The organism is Priestia sp. FSL P4-0332 (assembly GCF_038005845.1).
In the GTDB taxonomy this organism is placed as follows: domain Bacteria; phylum Bacillota; class Bacilli; order Bacillales; family Bacillaceae_H; genus Priestia.
Window position 1 is genome coordinate 4,950,155 of the sequence record NZ_JBBOUA010000001.1, and the last position, 17,335, is coordinate 4,967,489.

Consider the following 17,335-nt stretch of genomic DNA (forward strand, 5'->3'; position numbering starts at 1 on the left):
TTCCATCTAAACTCCTTTCTTAATTTCCACATTCAAAATCCTTTGTTTTTCAAGGTTTGTATGCAAGCAGATATAGTACTATGGTTAATATATCTGAATGTTTAGGATATTGTCAAAAAAGTTTGAGTGTTCTCATATAAAAAAAGAATAATATTCTCATAGCTCATACATAAAAAAACCTTTTGTATCAAGGGACATAGCAATCAGTGATTTTTTATCACTTTTTGTTAAATTTTTTCTTAATATCCGAATGATTAGTCTCTTACAGAGCAGATAATCTAATAAATTCTGAACATTCCGAGTTTTTGGATTTGACTAAATTAAATAACCGATGCTATAATTCGAATTGTTAAGAACGTTAAATATAAATTTAACAAATTCTATTATTTGGAGGTTGATGCTATTGGAACAAACACTTACGCTTGAAAAAATGCACATAAACGGCGAATGGGTTGAAGCACGCAGCGGCGAGAAAAGAGAGATTATAAATCCTTTTAATCAAGAGGTTATCGCTGTCGTTACAGAAGGAAATCGTGCTGATACTGTAGAAGCTATTGAAGCAGCTAGAAAAGCTTTTGATGCAGGTCAATGGTCTAAATTTACAGCGGCCCAAAGGGGTTCTTTACTATTTAAAGTTGCGGAAGAAATTCGTAATGATCGTGAAGAACTCGCAAAACTTGAAACCTTGAATACTGGAAAAACCCTCGTTGAAAGCCTGGCAGACATGGATGGAATTGCTGATGTCTTTCAATACTATGCTGGATTAGCAGATAAAGATGGTGGACAGATGATTGAGTCACCTAATCCCGATTCTGTTAGCCGCGTTGTCCGCGAACCTGTAGGTGTATGCAGCCAAATTACTCCTTGGAATTATCCTTTATTGCAAGCCTCTTGGAAATTGGCTCCGGCACTTGCTGCTGGGAATACAATTGTTATTAAACCAAGTGAAATCACCCCTTTAACAACTATTCATATGATGAAAATTTTTGAAAGAGTTGGCTTTCCAGCAGGCGTCATTAACATTGTACTCGGCCCGGGTGCGACCGTTGGACAAGAAATGGCAGAAAGTCACTTAGTAGATTTAGTTTCCTTTACAGGTGGCGGTGTATCTGGACGTAAAGTCATGCAGGCTGCCGCAGGCAACTTTAAAAAAATCGCTCTTGAACTTGGTGGGAAAAATCCGAATATCGTCTTTGCTGACGCTGACTTTGACACTGCGGTTGACTATGCATTAAATGCGGTCTTCTTTCATGCCGGTCAAGTTTGTTCAGCTGGTGCAAGATTACTCGTTCAAGATGATATTCACGATAAATTTGTTTCAGCAGTTATTGAACAAGCCAAAAAAATTAAGCTAGGAGACGGCATGGATGAAGCCACTCAAATGGGACCCGTCATCTCAAAAGAACACCTAGCTAAAGTGGAACATTACATTGAGCTTGGCAAACAAGAAGGTGCTTCCCTTGTTTTAGGAGGCAAACGTCCAACTCAAGAGTCTTTACAAAAAGGTTTATTCATTGAACCAACTATTTTTACAGACTGTCATGGAGATATGAAAGTTGTCCAAGAAGAGTCATTTGGTCCAATTATGACCATTGAGCGCTTCAGCACCGAAGAAGAAGCGGTGGCACTTGCTAACGATACAATCTATGGATTAGCTGGAGCCGTTTGGACAAGTGATATGAATCGAGCTGAACGTGTAGTGAAAGTACTCCGTATGGGAACAACTTGGATTAACGATTATCATCCCTACTTCCCGCAGGCTCCTTGGGGAGGATATAAGCAATCTGGGATCGGAAGAGAGCTTAGCCACATTGGGCTAGAAGAATATACGGAAATTAAACATATTTATACGAATACAAATCCACAGCCAATGCGCTGGTTTCAATAAAATTCAAGGGGGAATGTAAAGATGTTTATGCGATTTGAAAGAATGGAACGTTTAAAAAGTTTTGAGATGCCAACGGTTGTAAAACATGGAATTGGTGCTGTTAAGCATACTGGAGAAGAAGTAAAAAACCTAGGTGTATCTAAGGTTTTACTAGTAACAGATCCTGGTGTAAAAAAAGTAGGTTTAGCAGATCCTGTAATCGCTAGTTTAAAAGAAGCGGACGTAGACGTTATTCTATTTGACCAAGTAGAAGCCAACCCTTCTATTCACGTGGTAGCAGACGGCACAAAAATGTACAAAGAAAATGGATGCAACGGACTAGTAGCTGTTGGAGGCGGAAGCTCAATGGATACGGCAAAAGCTATTGGTGTAGAAGTAGCTCATAATGCTCCCGTCTTAGATTATGAAGCAGCTGAAGGAAAAAAACCTTTAACAAAACGTATCCCTCCTTTAACTACCATTCCTACAACTGCGGGTACAGGAAGTGAAGTCACACAATGGGCTGTCATTACAGATCCTGTTCGTGAGTTTAAGTTTAATACAGGTGGACCTTTAATTGCTGCTCACTTAACAATTATTGATCCAGAACTGCACGTATCTATGCCTTCACATATTACGGCCGGTACAGGAATTGACGCATTAGCTCATGCAATTGAATGTTATACATGTCACTTTGCACAACCAATGACGGACTCTGTTGCTTTATTGGCTATTGAGTACGTTGGAAAATACTTACGACGTGCAGTTGCAAATGGACAGGATATCGAAGCACGCTATGGAATGGCGCATGCAGCTATGCTTGCTGGCCTTTCATATGGAAGTGAATCTGCAGGAGCAGCTCACGCGATGGCTCAAACATTAGGAGGCATTTATCCAATTGCCCATGGCCCTTGCGTAGCAGCAATGCTAGGTCCTGTAATGGAATATAACTGGATGGGCGAGCCTGAAAAATTTGCGCGCATAGCTCAAGCTTTAGGAGTTAATACACACGAATTAACGCTTGAAGAAGCAGCTCAAGCAGCTGTTCGTGAAGTATATCAACTAGTTAAAGATGTACAAATCCCTTCTTTAGAAGAACAAGGTGTTCCAAAAGAAGCGGTTTCTCGCTTAGCTCAAGAAGCATTTAATGATCCACAAACAGTTGGTAACCCTCGTGATTTAACTGTAAAAAGTTACGAATGGATTTATAACCGCTGTTTTGAAGCTACACCATTAACCGTATAAAAATGATAAAAAGGCTGTTGATTTTTCAACAGCCTTTTTTATTTACTCTTTCGCTAATTCTTCATTTAAAATATCGATGATTCTTCGGTCGTCAAAAACTTTCACTACTTTTTTCAAGAAATGATAATAATGTTTGGACTCTATAATCTGCGCTAAATTACGCTTTGCTTTTACTGCGATCTCCTCAGGCACATCTTCATTATTTAAGAGAATCTGCAGCTTGTTTTCCGCTTCTTCGATTGCCTCTAAATTAACTGAAATTTCTCTTTGCCACTTCTTACAGAAAAATGAAAAAAAGGACTTAGAAAAATCTTTTTCTGCTTCATATAAGTCTTTTCGAACACCTTTTTTCCACACTTTGTGGACCATATCAATATTTTGCAGTGAACGAATGGATGTACTCATCGTTGGTTTACTCATACCCAATTCTTCACTCATTTGATCTAATGTAACAGGCTCATCCATAAAATAAAGCATGCCATACAGCCTTCCTACTGAAGGTGTGACCCCATATAAATCCATTGTATCAGCTAAAGCACTGACAACCACATCTTCTGCTTCTTTTAATAAATCATGATACTCTTGAACATCACTCATTTACTCTTCTCCTCTTTTGTTAAATTTATTTGAATTATATTTAATAAATTTAATGATACACGATAAAAAGGAAAAAAACAGAAATTCAGTTCAATTTTTTTGATAAAAAAGAAGCCTTTCTCTTAAAGAGAAAGGCTTAAGACATAGTGGGGAATACTATATGTTTATCTTTCCCGATTTAGATATTATTTATACTGTATATTTTTGATGATTTTCAAACTGATCGTTTTATTTCTTTTTCGGTAATTGTTTCAGCATATCAATAGCATGTAATGTAATTTGAGAAGCACTTTTATTTTCGTTACGTATTTCTTCATAAATCTCTTGTCTATGAATATCTACAGACTTTGGAGCTTGAATTCCTAACTTTATTTGATCACCATTAACTGCAAGGACGGTCACTTCAATTTCATCACCTATTTTGATTGTTTCATTTAACTTTCGTGTTAAAACAAGCATGGACTCACTCCTTATCTATTCATCTTACTCAAATAACCTGTGCTTCGTTTCGTAAGCTGTATTCATTAAAATCACTTGCTTAGCAAGCTGTTGCTTTGTATTAATAATAACAGGAGCCTGCAAATTAGCCGTTATCTTTTCCACAGAATCTGACATCGTAAGCAATACGTAAACAGCTGCATCTTCCGCTTGTTGTAATTGAAGCTTTTCGATTTCCTGAAGTTCTAGTTGAAAATCATAATCTAAAAAAAACTGAAATGGATCCGTGATAATAAAAGCTAATTCTTTGGTTTGAATAGACTGCAGAACTTGGAAAGCTTCGGCTTCTGGAAGTGGTAAAATAACAAATTCAGTTTCTTCCAAAAAACCTGGAATCCCTTGATTGAATGTCAGTGTTTGCTGATTATCTATTTCTATATCTCCATGATAGCTTGTTGAAATTTTCATCTCATCACACCTTTGCTAATTGATTTTTTCTTGTTATCTTTTTTCATTGTAAAAAAGCTCCTTCTGTTTAGAAGGAACTTTTTAACGCAAGAAATCTAGCAGCGTAGGCTGAATAATTTGAGCCCCTACTCCCAAAGCAGCACGATGCACGCTTTCTTGTACGGTTAAATCCGTAATGACTTTTTCAATATCTGCATCTTCATTATTTGAAAGCATCTTAGTAGCCGTAATTTCCTGTGAATCAAGGCGGTTTTCAATCAGCTCAAGCCGATTGCTTCTTGCTCCCAATTCAGATCGCTCCGCTAATAGCGTAGACAGCTGCGTGTCTACCTGTGTAGAGAGATCTTTTAGTGAGTTTACATCGTTTTGTTCAAAAGCTGTTTGAACATTGTTCATTAAGTCGAATGCACCTTGTCCAAAAATATTTTCAGGGTGAATATTGACTCTCAGCTGGATACCTTTTGAGACTTCAACTGAAAAAGGATCCAGGTTAATATTCGATTCTATCATACCGCTTGCATTCTCACTTATAGGCGCTGCTCCTACATTTACACCGTTAAAGATATAGTTTCCTGCCACCTGCGTATTGCCTACTTGCATATAATCCAGCTTTAACTGTTCAATTTCACGTGCAATTGCTTGGCGGTCATCACTTTCATTCGTACCGTTTAACCCTTGCACGACCAGCTCTTTAGTGCGCTGAAGAATGGAGTTGACTTGTTCAAGTCCGGATTCTGAACTATCAAACCAAGACTGAGCTTCTGTTAAATTACGTTTATATTGATTTACTTCAGAAAGATTAGAACGATAAGCCATTCCTTTAGTAGCCACTATCGGGTCATCTGAAGGACGAGTAATTTTCTTTCCCGTTGATAATTGGTTTTGAAGTGTCTCCAGCTTATTATAGCTATTGCTAATCTGTTTTAATGAATTAGCCGCTAACATTCCTTGTGTGACGCGCATCTTTACCTTCCTCCAGTTCCAAGACCGTTTACAATTTTATCAAGCATTTCATCAATCATAGTCACCATACGGGCACTAGCGTTATATGCATGCTGAAACTGAATCATATTGGTCATCTCTTCATCTAATGAAACTGCACTGGTAGACTGGCGCCTTTGCTCTACAGCTCCCTGAAGAGTTTCTGAATTACTTTTTAAGCGGTTGGCTTGTTGGGCATCTACTGACATTTGGCCAATAACAGATTGATAAAAGCCATCTAGGGAAACAGCTTGATTCCCGGAATTAATAAGCACCTTTTGACGAAATTGAGACAATAGCTGAGCATTTTGTCCATCTCCTTTGCGGCCAGTTCCATCATCCCCAGAGGAGGCCGAAGAAGCAGCAGCAATATTGTTTGTGTTTTGTTTAATTTTATCAGCAATAACAATTCCAGCTGCAGCTCCTTCTTTCTGAGAAATCTCATTAAAAAAGGACATACCAGTATCACCATCTAGCGTGACACCTTGTTGGTGCTTATCATTAAACCAATTTACAAATTCATATGCCATTTCATCTAAATCATCAATCATTGAAGCGTAAACACCTGTTTTATTACCACTATTATCTATATATCCAGAAGCCTCAATTAACCCTTTAAGTTTTCCTTGAGGAAATGACTCAGGGTTCCGTATCTCATCCCCTATATGAATTTCCGTCACATAGGAATCTTGATTTGTTTTCAAACTGATGGCATTTACTTGATGAGTTTTCCCATCTAAAAGAGTAATAGGCCCTTGAGACGTTTGAAGCTGAACCGTTACCACTCCTTCTGACGTTGCAGAAGCGTTCCCGCTGCTTTTTGTATACTCTAAAGAAACCGGCATAAATTTAGAAATCTCATCTAGCAGCCGATCTCTTTCATCATACAAATCATTAGGCAAATAGCCATTCGGTTCTACGTTTTGTATTTGTTGGTTCACATTACTTATTTGCTCTAACAAAGAATTCACTTGTGTTACCGCTACGTCACGCTCGTTTTGTAAATCACCTTGAACCGTTTTTAAAGAAGTAGATAAATAAGAGAAAGTATCGCCTACTGCTTCAGCTCGTTCAATCATAACAGACCTGGCTCCTGCTTCTGAAGGGTGTGAAGCTACATCTTGAATGGACTCAAAGAATTGATTAAAAACAGCTGAAAGTCCATCTTCAGTAGGTTCATTCATAATTTCCTCCATTTTTTCAAGAGCACCAGCGCGCGCATCCCAATACCCCACTTTAATGGTTTCATCTCGATACTGGGTATCTAAAAATGTATCACGTATTCGCTCTACCGTGCTGGCTTCTACTCCCATTCCTATTTGGCCCGCAGTTCCAGTCTGATTCATCCCTGGGGCTGGATAAGCTGGGAACGTTTCTAAACTTACTCGCTGACGCGTATAGCCCGGCGTATTTGCATTAGATACGTTATGGCCAATCGTGTAAAGAGCCGCTTGTTGGGCATCCATTCCTCGTTTAGCCACCTGCAAACCATGAAATGTTGAACTCATTCTGCTTTCCTCCGTTCTTTATGCCTTCGAATTAAAAATAGAGTTGGACTGAAACGATCTATTATTTGTTTTTGTGTAATTGAACGAATCCTCTCGTTTCGATGGAACAAGAAGGTCTAGTTCGGTATGAATCAGCTGCAAAGACTGTGTGAGCAGCTGATTGTTTAAGTCATTTGCATACTTTATATCTTGAATTATATCTATTAGCTGTTTTTGAAAGGGTATCAAGATGGAGTACTCAGAGAATGAGCCTGCTATTTCTTCAATGGAGCGAGCAGCATGTCCGCTTTTTTCCATCGCTTCTATACGTTTTGTTTCCAGTGCAGAAATAGCAGCTATATGAGATTGCTCTTTTTGCAAAGAAGCCGTCAATGCCTTTACATCTTGTTTAATAATAAAGTTCGTTTTCTCTTTAACAATAACAGACAAACTTTTGTGAAGCGTTACTTGTTTTTCTAGTATCGTTTGAATTTCTTGCACGTTCAATCAATGTCAGTCCTTTTATTTTTTATAGAAATCTACAATACTTTTAGCAATTTCTTTTCCGTTAATTTCGTATGTTCCGCTGTTAATTTGCTGTTTTAGTTTCTCCAATTTTTCAAGTCTTTCTGGAGATGGTTTATTTCCCTGAAGTTTCTTCGCCTCAGATGAAATATGAATCTGATCTTGTGGATTCTTTTTAGAGACCTGTTCTATTTTTTCTGATTGTTTTTTGTACGGATTTATTCCAAATAAGTTCGATGGGTTAATCTTCATCTCTCTCACCTCTTTTTATATTTGTATCCGTTATCTCTATTCATTATATCGGAATTTCCGCCTAAACCTTTAGCATCGGCAAGGAAGTTGAGACCATTTTCACAGTCCACCTTAAACATAGGTCTATAGATAGAGAATCTGCAAACACTCAGCACACTTTCACTCTTTTTTCCTTTCGTTAGAACGATAGGTGGGACGCGTCGGCTCTTCATTTGAACGAATCATCTCACGATTATGCTTTTCTAACCCATGTTTAATTTCTTGAGAGCATGAATGACAAAGTTTCCCTTCTCGAATCTGAGCGTTGCATTGCATGCATGGATAGCTTATATTTGGAAAATTAGTTAGCACTAAGCGACCTTGTCGAATAAATTGATAAATTAACGAATCTGAAACGCCCGTTTCTTTCATCACTTCGTAAGTCGTTGCTGTACGATTTGCTCTCTTCTTCAAGAATGAAGAAACACGTTGAAACAGAGCTTCTTCTTTGTCAAAACATGATTTACATATGTTTATTGATCCACTTTTTACAAATAAATGACCGCATTCCCTGCAATTATCTAACGTTCCCATATTCGAAACTCCTCATTTGTTTTTTATTTTACTATCGGTCAAAGTTTTAAATTATACATCTTCATGCACGAATTAAAGTGAGCGAACGAACTGAACGTGCCCCAGCTTCCTGCAAACAACTTGCCGCTTGGCGCACGGTTGCTCCTGTTGTATAAATATCATCAATCAAGAGAAATTCTTGATTCGTAACCATTGAGGAATCGACTACTTTAAATTCCAGCCTTTCTGCCAGCCGACTTCGCCTATTTTTCTTTGATTGCTTTGTTCCTGAACAGCGAACAAGAGGCATTTCTATGTTGTCACTGATCAGTTCAGCTAGCGCTAAAGATTGGTTAAACCCTCTCTCATATAATCTCTCGTCCGTTAAAGGTATAGGAACTAGTATAGCTTTTGGATTACATTCTTTTTTATAGCACTTATACCACTGCTCCTTGAATGCTTGGATAATTTCATAATCTCCTTGAAATTTAAAACGTTCTATTATGCTTTGCATAAAATCATTGTACGTATAAAGAGAACGGTTGAAAAAAGAAGCATCATTCCATTTCTGACAGTCCATACATGTGTCTAGCTCATAATGAGAAGAAGCGAGGTCTGCAAGAGAACGGCCGCATCCCCTGCAAATGCTACTGGTGATGATGGAACATTTTTGCAAGCAAACAGTGCAAATCCTGGCCGTTGAAGAAGGTTTTAACAATGATCTCCAATCGAAAGAAGAGACAAGAGGTTCAAAACAAATCAGACATATTGTCATCGATCAACCAGCCCTTCCTTATAAGCTAGAGCATTCATATATTCAATATGCTCTTTTGCTTTTCGCATAGACAGAGACTGCCCATAATGAAAAAAGACCACGTCTCCCGTTGGAAATTGAGCACTCCTCCCCACTCTTCCTGAAATCTGAACAAGAGCACTTTCAGTAAAAATCGTTTCTTCTGCTCCTAATACTGCAACATCTATGTTGGGAACCGTTACGCCTCGCTCTAATATTGTTGTCGTTACTAAAATAACTAGCTGCCCTTCTCTAAATTTCATTACTTTTTCTTTTCGCTGGGAATCTTCAGCATGGACACCGTCTACCTTTTCGGTTAGCTTCCGAATCATGTCTGTGATCGGAGCAATCCACTTAATTTGCGGGACGAAGATAAAGCATTGTTTCCCTTCATTTATTCTTTTTTTCAGCCATTTCTCAACATTAGCAGGCAAAGTATCTGTTTTCATTTTTTTCTTCCAATTGCCACACCATTCAAACCGAGGAACAGGAATAAGCATTCGGTGATAGCGGGCTGGAATTTTAACTACTTGTTTTTTCCCTTGCTCAACGTCTTTTTTTAATGATTCATTTGGAGTCGCTGTTAAATAAATCTTTGATGCAGCGTGTTTAGCTGCTTTTGCAACAGCATAGTGCAGCATAGGCTCTGTCGAATACGGGAATGCATCTACTTCGTCAATAATCAGCACATCGAATGCTTGATAATAATGCAGAAGTTGATGAGTGGTGGAAATAATAAGAGAGGATTCATGAAAACGGTCTTCGCTGCCTCCATACATAGCCAGCACAGACATATCCGGAAATGCCGATTGAATTCTTGGCTTTAACTCAATAACTACATCTGTTCTTGGAGTAGCAATACAGACTTTCTTTCCGCTGTTCAATGCTGCTTCAATACCTTTAAATAAAATTTCCGTTTTTCCTGCTCCGCAAACAGCCCAAATTAACAGCTCTTCATCCTTTTTTATAGCTTGAATGAGTTCATTTGAAGCACGTTCTTGAGCTTTAGACAGCATTCCTTTCCAATTCATCACGCTGCTTTTTGGCAGGACATTACTTGTTGGTCCTTCCCAGTTTATAAAAGGTGTGCACTCACTTACTTTCCCCATTACAATACACGCTCGGCAATAGTAGCACTCCTGGTGACATCTACTGCATGGAAATGAAGCAAAATAAAAGGGGCTATCACTTCCACACCGGTTGCATTTATATCTGTTTTCTTTCTGGGTAAGTGCTTTTTGATAGGAAATATATCCGTTTAGATAATGTTCATGAATGAGAGATAAAGGATAGGGAGTCTGAGTTAGTAGAAGTTGCTTTCCGCTTAGAGAACGCTGAAGATCTAAAGAGTAGGGGTATGAAGGATTTAAAGGTGGAGTTCTCCACGTATCGATTTTTGAGAGAGGAAAAGCAGCTGGGCTAGGTACTTGAACGGGATTTAGCAATTCTTGTTTAACAGTAAAAAGCATATCTTCATTCCTTTCCATTTTTATCGTACACATCTATATACGCAAAAAAAGGTGTTTTTTCCTGCAAAAAAACCAAATCAAATGATTTGGTTTTCGATTACTTTTTATACCAGCCTATACCGATGGCACCTTCACCTAAATGTGTGCCAATGACAGCGCCAAAATAAGAAAGGCTCCATTCAATATGAGGATATTCTTGTTCTAACTCTCGTTGAATTTCTTTTGCTTCATTTTCACGATTAGAATGAATAACTACAGCCTTCATAGGTACGTTTTCTTTTGCATCCTCATCAAGAAGCTCGGTAATTCGTTTTAATGCTCGTTTACGCGTACGAATTTTTTCAAACGGAACAATTTTTTTAGATTCAAAATGGAGCACGGGCTTTACTTGAAGCAGACTTCCAATAATAGCCTGAGCAGCATTTAGACGACCTCCACGCTGCAAGTGAGATAAATCATCTACCATAAAATACGCACGCATTGATAGTTTCATCTCTTCAAAACGCGCAATGATTTCGTCAGGATGTTTATTTAATTGGACCATCTCGGCTCCTTCAATCGCATAAAAGCCTTGAACCATACAGCTGATTTCTGAATCAAATACGTGCACGTCAAAGTCTTCTACCATGCTACCTGCCGTCAAAGCACCCTGATACGTTCCGCTAATTCCACTAGATAACGTAATAACGATAGCAGCATCGAATTGATCTCGTTTTAACTGTTCAAACAACTCTACAAATTCTCCGATAGCAGGCTGAGAAGTGGTTGGAAGATTTTTTGCTTCTTTAATTTTTTCAAAATATTGATCTGCAGTCATATCTACTTCTTCACGATATGTTTCTTCACCGAAAATAACGCTTAGCGGCACCATATGTATATGATAGTTTGATCGAATTTCCTCTGATATATAGGCGGTACTATCTGTAATAATTGCTGTTTTCATAAGATAGGGATCCATCCTTTGTTATATAAAATAATTTCACTCTATTCTACAACATTTAGGATTAAAATGCATGTAACGAGAGGTTTACCTATTAGTAAAAGCTCCCTCACGTATACATATTAATTAACAAACCTTGAATTTCTCCAACCCGCTTGAGTAAATTTAAACTGTCTTTTTCTTTTTGAAGGATATCATTTGTCAAGTCAACTAGTTTCGTATCCACTTCTTTCACTAACTTATATACTTTAGTCGTTCCTCTATGATTAAATCCTCTTTCTTCATGAAGTTCAAAACCATTTTTAACCACTTCGTTCATAAACTGCTTCACAAGCGTCTTGTATTTCCGCAAAGAATCAATAGTTTGACTTTTCACTAACTGCTTTCCCTGTTCTTCAATTTTATTTATCACTTGAGTTAAATGTTCATAGGTTAGTTCTTTTTGCTTCTTGGCCATTACTCCTGTAAATGAAACCGAACCACTTACTTCTTTTTCTCTAATGAGATTCATGGAAGAAGAAAGACTGTTAATTCGCTGTACCTCCACTATGTATCTCTCCTTTCTCTGTTAGTATACACTCCATTCAATTTAGACTTTTAGATGTGCTAGCTTGATTAGCTGAAAGTTTCGAGAGGCATCTGATGCGTGGATATGATGATTATCCTTTAGCTAAGAATGATACTTATGTGCTGTTCATAAGAAGACAGCTTGTTTTTTCGGAGCGAAGAGGTAACTTTAGGCGTCGCTTTTAACACTTCATTCCAAGCGTTAGAAAGCTTCTTCATCATTTGTTGAACTTCACATAAAATAAATGTATCTTTTTTTAAATTAGCCCTAATTAATCGCTCAGACATATAGTTGTATAGGGTATCTAACTGCTCTGCAATGATACCTGCTTGATATGTTAAGCCAATTCCTAGCCGATATAAAATATCGTTGCACTGTTTAATTTTTTCAATCGCTGTAAAATAATCGCTGTGTTGAATTGCTATAACAGCTTCATCAATATTTTGAATAAATTTTTCATATATCATAGCTGTTAGCTCTTGCGGAGATTTATGATAGATTAATTCTTCCGTTATAAAATTCAGCTTCATCACCTTCTTGTCTTCTTTAAATCAGTTTTCTATTTATTTCACTAAAAGCTAACTTTTAAATTTTTTAAAGGACACCAGTTGAGGTTTGAATAAATTCTTCTACGACCTCATATGTATCTGAATGTATTAAAGACCTTTTTTTACAAGAGCATGCATCAACTTGATGGACATTGTTTTGAGGTATGGATGCTTTCGTCGAAGGTTGTAGGATCCTCAAGATTCCCTTTATGCTTAAACGAAGTTAAAGGACGAGTAAATGTGTAAAGGTATCATCCTTTGCCTTCCTAAAAGATATTTTCTCCCCTTAACTTATCGGTTGTTTTCCTCTCTCATTAAACATGACTTTTTACCTACAATTTCAAAAAAAGTTATAAAAAGAAAAAAAAAGTCCGATATACCTAGTGGTATATCGGACTTTTGAACTTATCTTACTTCTACCCAACCGTTTTTGATTGCCACAACAACAGCTTGAGTACGATCATTTACATTCATTTTTTGCAAAATATTACTCACATGGTTTTTAACGGTTTTTTCACTAATATATAATGCTTCTCCGATTCCTCGGTTACTTTTACCATCAGCTAACAGTTGTAGCACTTCGCACTCACGACGTGTTAACAAATGTAGTGGACGGCGAATCTCAATTGGTTCGTGCGGATAAGAAGACGATTGTCCTTGAGCTGCTAGTCGACGGTACTCTTTTACTAAACTATGCGTTACCTTAGGGTGTAAATATGAACCACCTTCTGCAACTACTTTCACCGCCTCAATTAACGCATCCGCATCCATTTCTTTTAGCAGATAGCCTCGTGCACCTGTTTGTAAGGCATGAGTTACATATGTCTCATCATCATGGATAGATAAAATAATAACTTTAGCGTCCGGATTTACTTCTACAAGCTTTTTCGTAGCTTCTACACCGTTTACAGCCGGCATGTTAATATCCATGATTACAACATCAGGTTGATGTTCTTCTACAAGGTCAATAACTTCGCTACCGTCGTCACCTTCTGCAACTACTTCAAAATCTTTTTCGAAATCTAAAATTCTTTTTACTCCTTCACGGAATAATTGGTGATCGTCGATTATGATAATTCTTGTCTGCATGTTTGATTCCTCCCCAAATCGAACAACAAATGTTTTACTCTATATTGACCCCTATTTATATACATATCTCTGCCTTTTTAAGCGGCTATAATCGGTACTTTAATCATAACAAGCGTGCCTTGGTTAATTTTCGAATGAACAGAAATAGTCCCATCTAACAAATCAACACGCTCTTTCATTCCTATTAAGCCGAACGAATTCTCTTTTTTCTCTTCTTGATTAAAACCGCAGCCGTCATCTTTGACAAGCAAAATAGCGTGTTCATTGTTGAACTCTATCTTCACTTGGATTTCCGTCGCGTCTGCATGTTTTAATGCGTTCGTTACAGCTTCTTGCACTAAACGAAACAGTGCTACTTCTAATTTTGAAGCAGTTCGCTTCTCTTGTCCAATGGAAATAAACGTAATCCGAGGCTTGCCTTCGTTATAATCTTCGATTGTATCAAGATATTTACGCAGCGTCGGAATTAGACCTAAGTCGTCAAGTGCCATCGGTCTTAAATCATATATAATTCGACGCACTTCGTATAGGGCAGAACGAACCATTTTTCGTAAATCTCGAATTTCTTCCATTGCTTCTTTTGCACTACGTTCCCGGTAAATTCGGTCAATTAATTCCGATCTCATCATAACATTTGCAAGCATTTGAGCTGGGCCGTCATGAATCTCTCTTGACAAACGTTTCCGTTCCTCTTCCTGAGCTTCAATAATCCGAAAGCCAAAATACTCTTTTTGAATGGCATCTTCTACTATTTCCCCTACTTGTTTTAAATCACTTGTTAAATAATTTAACACAACGGAAATTTGACCTACTAGGTGATCTGCACGTTTAATCGTTTCTTCTAATGTAAGCAAGCGTCTTTCTAGTTCATCTCGACGATTACGCAGCTGATATTCGCTTTGCTGATTCATCAGCAGCTTGGTTTGTAATTCGTGTGCTTTTTCATAAGCGTCTTTTACTTCAGGCTCTGAATAAATTTGAAAATGTCGGCTCACATCAGACAAACGCTTTCGAGCCAACCTTGCCTGAGTTTCCAATTTATCGCCTTGCTCTATCGTCTCAAGAACTTTCCCTTTTAACACTTCTAACTCTTCTTTTATTTGCTGATATTCTTGTCTGGCATCTTCAGAAAGGCGATAGACTTCATTTTTACTATCTCCCACTGTGCCAATAATCTTCTCGAAAATTTCATCAAGTGCCTTGCTTGTTAATTTATGTTTCGACATTTACTCACCCCAAACTATACTCACATTCGGAGAAATGTCTATACGTTCATGCTATATATAGTATTCGTATGACCTATCTGAATTGTGAGGATAAGATCCATATTTTCTCCCTATCTGACTTTTTATATCCAAAAAGTAACGGTTGTTTTTAGTACCCTCAAACTCGACATCAATCGACGCTTGACTCGCGTTATTTGAATAGATTACCATTTACGCTCACTCTTCAACAGTGACTAACTGCCTGTTTAAACCATTTCATTATTTAGCTATACAAGCCTGCACACTCTTTTATTATAACGTATATTCTGTATAGCTTGTTCAAGTGATGTTGAATTTGATTAATTGATGTCTTTTCATAAACATTTTATACTAATAGCAAGTAAACAGTACGTAAATACCCGTTTTTCTTCTATTTATAACGCTAAGGAGGATTTTTTGATTGTTATCACAATATTATACCGTAAAACAAGAAGGTTCACATGAAATCACTATTCAAAAATCTAGATTCATTTGTCATATGAAACGTGTAACAACTGAGGAAGAAGCTCAGCAATTTATCCAAGACATTAAAAAACAGCACTGGAATGCTACTCATAACTGTTCAGCTTACCTAATTGGAGAACGAGATCAATTTCAAAAAGCAAACGATGATGGAGAACCAAGTGGAACAGCAGGCGTACCAATGTTAGAAGTGCTCAAAAAAAGAGGCTTAAAAGATACCGTGGTCGTCGTTACGCGCTATTTCGGAGGCATTAAATTGGGCGCAGGTGGCTTGGTGCGCGCGTATGGAAAATCCGTTTCCGAAGCGTTAAATGAACTAGGTACAGTCAAACGAACTCTCATGGCGGTTATGCATACAACCGTCGACTATACATGGCTTGGAAAATTAGAAAATGAGCTTCGCAGTTCCGTTTATCTATTAAAAGAAATCCACTATGCAGATATGGTAGAGATTGAAACATTTGTAGAGGAAGCTCAAACAGAAGCATTTACTGAATGGATGACCGAGCTAACAAACGGCCAAGCAAACATTCGAGCAGGTGAGACTACCTATTTAGAAGAAGATGTAGAATGAATTATTTACTCTTATTAAAAAACATTGTACAATTGATAAATAGCGCAACTATTCTGATGGTTGCGCTACTTGTCAATGAGTAAAAAACCTCGTACAGATGCATAGCTTTGACGAGTTTGATTCATACATTCCAATTTATAACACATACTAAGTGTCACAATAAGTGTTCGAATATACGAATAAAAGGAGAAACCGTATGGCTCAATATAGACGTTTTCAAAAAAGAGTAAACAAACGGAAAAGAAAACGAAGGCTTTTTACATTTTTTCTGTTACCTATCCTTATTTTAGGGCTTTCTGCAACCGCTTATGGCTCTTATTTATTTGTTAAAGCTAAAACAGTAGCTTCTGATTCTTATGAAGGACTTGGAGATCGCGATAATTCTCCTATGCGTGATCGTAAAATCGATCCCAAAAAAGATGATATATCTATTTTATTTATGGGCGTAGATGATAGTGAAACCAGGAAATTCGGAAAATCAGCCCGTACGGATGCTTTAATTTTGGCGACCTTTAACGAAACCAATAAAACCGTAAAGCTTGTAAGCATACCTCGAGATTCGCGGGTTTATATACCTGAAGTGAACAGAAAAGATAAAATTACTCATGCACATGCTTACGGAGGTCCAAAAGCAACTGTAGAAACGGTAGAACAGCTGTTTAATGTCCCTGTTGATTACTATGTTAAAGTGAATTTTAAAGCTTTCACAGACATTGTAGACTCACTTGGGGGAATCGATTTTGATGTACCTTATGCGATGAGTGAAAAGGACTCAAAAGATCGTCATAATGCTATTGTCTTAAAACCAGGAAATCAACATTTAAATGGCGAAGAAGCGTTAGCTGTTGCTCGAACACGAAAACAAGACAACGATATTGAGCGAGGAAAAAGACAACAGCAGTTGATTGAAGCCATGATTAAAAAAGCTGCTTCCATTGGATCACTAAATAAATATGGAAATCTTATCGAAGCTGTTGGCGATAATATGAAAACGAATTTAATGTTCGGTGAAATGCTTTCGTTTTATGATTATGCTTCGAAAAAAGTAGACATCGAAACCATTAACTTAGACGGTAGCGATGAAAAAATTAACGGCGTGTACTACTTTAAACTAGACAATGATTCAGTGGAAAAAGTAAGTGAAAAGCTCCGCAAGCATTTAGGCATTGAATCAACTTCAGATACAACAGAATAATTAAAAAGACCTCTTGGATA

At 37.5% G+C, this 17,335-nt stretch carries 19 protein-coding genes; 4 read left to right on the top strand and 15 right to left on the bottom strand.

The window, feature by feature from the left end; all coding sequences use genetic code 11:
* Window positions 1–397: 397 nt before the first annotated feature.
* Both betB and MKY06_RS25995 read left to right on the top strand, forming a co-directional pair.
* Window positions 398–1,888, top strand: a complete 1,491-nt coding sequence (betB, locus tag MKY06_RS25990; protein ID WP_176524224.1) for a betaine-aldehyde dehydrogenase — start codon at window positions 398–400, stop codon at window positions 1,886–1,888.
* A gap of 21 nt (window positions 1,889–1,909) precedes the next feature.
* Window positions 1,910–3,112 carry an iron-containing alcohol dehydrogenase gene (locus tag MKY06_RS25995; protein ID WP_016765895.1) on the top strand — a complete coding sequence of 401 codons (1,203 nt, stop codon included), beginning with the start codon at window positions 1,910–1,912 and terminating at the stop codon, window positions 3,110–3,112.
* A gap of 42 nt (window positions 3,113–3,154) precedes the next feature.
* Here MKY06_RS25995 and cudC read toward each other — a convergent pair whose 3' ends face one another.
* The 15 genes from cudC to MKY06_RS26070 form a co-directional block, all read right to left on the bottom strand.
* Window positions 3,155–3,709: a choline uptake/conversion transcriptional regulator CudC gene (gene cudC / locus MKY06_RS26000; protein WP_013059759.1), complete on the bottom strand. Its 555-nt coding sequence runs from the start codon at window positions 3,707–3,709 to the stop codon at window positions 3,155–3,157.
* 228 nt (window positions 3,710–3,937) lie between these two features.
* Entirely contained in the window at window positions 3,938–4,168 is a 231-nt protein-coding gene (csrA, locus tag MKY06_RS26005; RefSeq protein WP_013059760.1) for a carbon storage regulator CsrA, read from the bottom strand.
* Between the two features lie 24 nt (window positions 4,169–4,192).
* Window positions 4,193–4,615: a flagellar assembly protein FliW gene (fliW, locus tag MKY06_RS26010; RefSeq protein ID WP_013059761.1), complete on the bottom strand. Its 423-nt coding sequence runs from the start codon at window positions 4,613–4,615 to the stop codon at window positions 4,193–4,195.
* A gap of 81 nt (window positions 4,616–4,696) precedes the next feature.
* Window positions 4,697–5,578, bottom strand: a complete 882-nt coding sequence (flgL, locus tag MKY06_RS26015; protein WP_013059762.1) for a flagellar hook-associated protein FlgL — start codon at window positions 5,576–5,578, stop codon at window positions 4,697–4,699.
* A 2-nt stretch (window positions 5,579–5,580) separates the two neighbouring features.
* On the bottom strand, window positions 5,581–7,104 hold the full coding sequence (flgK, locus tag MKY06_RS26020; RefSeq protein WP_057275289.1) for a flagellar hook-associated protein FlgK: 1,524 nt from the start codon (window positions 7,102–7,104) through the stop codon (window positions 5,581–5,583).
* A gap of 18 nt (window positions 7,105–7,122) precedes the next feature.
* Window positions 7,123–7,584 (bottom strand): flagellar protein FlgN, encoded by a 462-nt coding sequence (locus MKY06_RS26025; RefSeq protein WP_223269021.1) that lies wholly within the window; start codon window positions 7,582–7,584, stop codon window positions 7,123–7,125.
* Between the two features lie 21 nt (window positions 7,585–7,605).
* Window positions 7,606–7,860, bottom strand: coding sequence for a flagellar biosynthesis anti-sigma factor FlgM (gene flgM / locus MKY06_RS26030; RefSeq protein ID WP_289920357.1), 255 nt, complete (start codon window positions 7,858–7,860; stop codon window positions 7,606–7,608).
* A 159-nt stretch (window positions 7,861–8,019) separates the two neighbouring features.
* Window positions 8,020–8,433 (bottom strand): TIGR03826 family flagellar region protein, encoded by a 414-nt coding sequence (locus MKY06_RS26035; RefSeq protein WP_013059766.1) that lies wholly within the window; start codon window positions 8,431–8,433, stop codon window positions 8,020–8,022.
* Window positions 8,434–8,494: 61 nt separating this feature from the next.
* Window positions 8,495–9,088, bottom strand: coding sequence for a ComF family protein (locus MKY06_RS26040; protein ID WP_236019578.1), 594 nt, complete (start codon window positions 9,086–9,088; stop codon window positions 8,495–8,497).
* A 95-nt stretch (window positions 9,089–9,183) separates the two neighbouring features.
* The gene (locus MKY06_RS26045) at window positions 9,184–10,692 is read right to left on the bottom strand and encodes a DEAD/DEAH box helicase (RefSeq protein WP_098196942.1); all 1,509 of its coding nucleotides are present in this window, start codon (window positions 10,690–10,692) and stop codon (window positions 9,184–9,186) included.
* A 79-nt stretch (window positions 10,693–10,771) separates the two neighbouring features.
* Complete coding sequence (locus tag MKY06_RS26050; RefSeq protein WP_013059769.1) at window positions 10,772–11,617, bottom strand: DegV family protein; 846 nt, start codon at window positions 11,615–11,617, stop codon at window positions 10,772–10,774.
* Between the two features lie 106 nt (window positions 11,618–11,723).
* Entirely contained in the window at window positions 11,724–12,161 is a 438-nt protein-coding gene (locus tag MKY06_RS26055) for a YaaR family protein (protein WP_013059770.1), read from the bottom strand.
* Between the two features lie 119 nt (window positions 12,162–12,280).
* On the bottom strand, window positions 12,281–12,712 hold the full coding sequence (fliS, locus tag MKY06_RS26060) for a flagellar export chaperone FliS (RefSeq protein WP_340961787.1): 432 nt from the start codon (window positions 12,710–12,712) through the stop codon (window positions 12,281–12,283).
* Window positions 12,713–13,135: 423 nt separating this feature from the next.
* A complete protein-coding gene (locus MKY06_RS26065; RefSeq protein WP_013059772.1) occupies window positions 13,136–13,819 on the bottom strand; it encodes a response regulator in 684 nt (227 codons plus the stop codon).
* Window positions 13,820–13,896: 77 nt separating this feature from the next.
* Entirely contained in the window at window positions 13,897–15,045 is a 1,149-nt protein-coding gene (locus MKY06_RS26070) for a sensor histidine kinase (protein WP_013059773.1), read from the bottom strand.
* Window positions 15,046–15,484: 439 nt separating this feature from the next.
* Between MKY06_RS26070 and MKY06_RS26075 the strand changes: the two genes are divergently transcribed.
* Window positions 15,485–16,120 (top strand): YigZ family protein, encoded by a 636-nt coding sequence (locus tag MKY06_RS26075; RefSeq protein ID WP_029319369.1) that lies wholly within the window; start codon window positions 15,485–15,487, stop codon window positions 16,118–16,120.
* A 196-nt stretch (window positions 16,121–16,316) separates the two neighbouring features.
* Window positions 16,317–17,315: an LCP family protein gene (locus MKY06_RS26080; protein ID WP_013059775.1), complete on the top strand. Its 999-nt coding sequence runs from the start codon at window positions 16,317–16,319 to the stop codon at window positions 17,313–17,315.
* The last annotated feature ends 20 nt before the right edge of the window (window positions 17,316–17,335 follow it).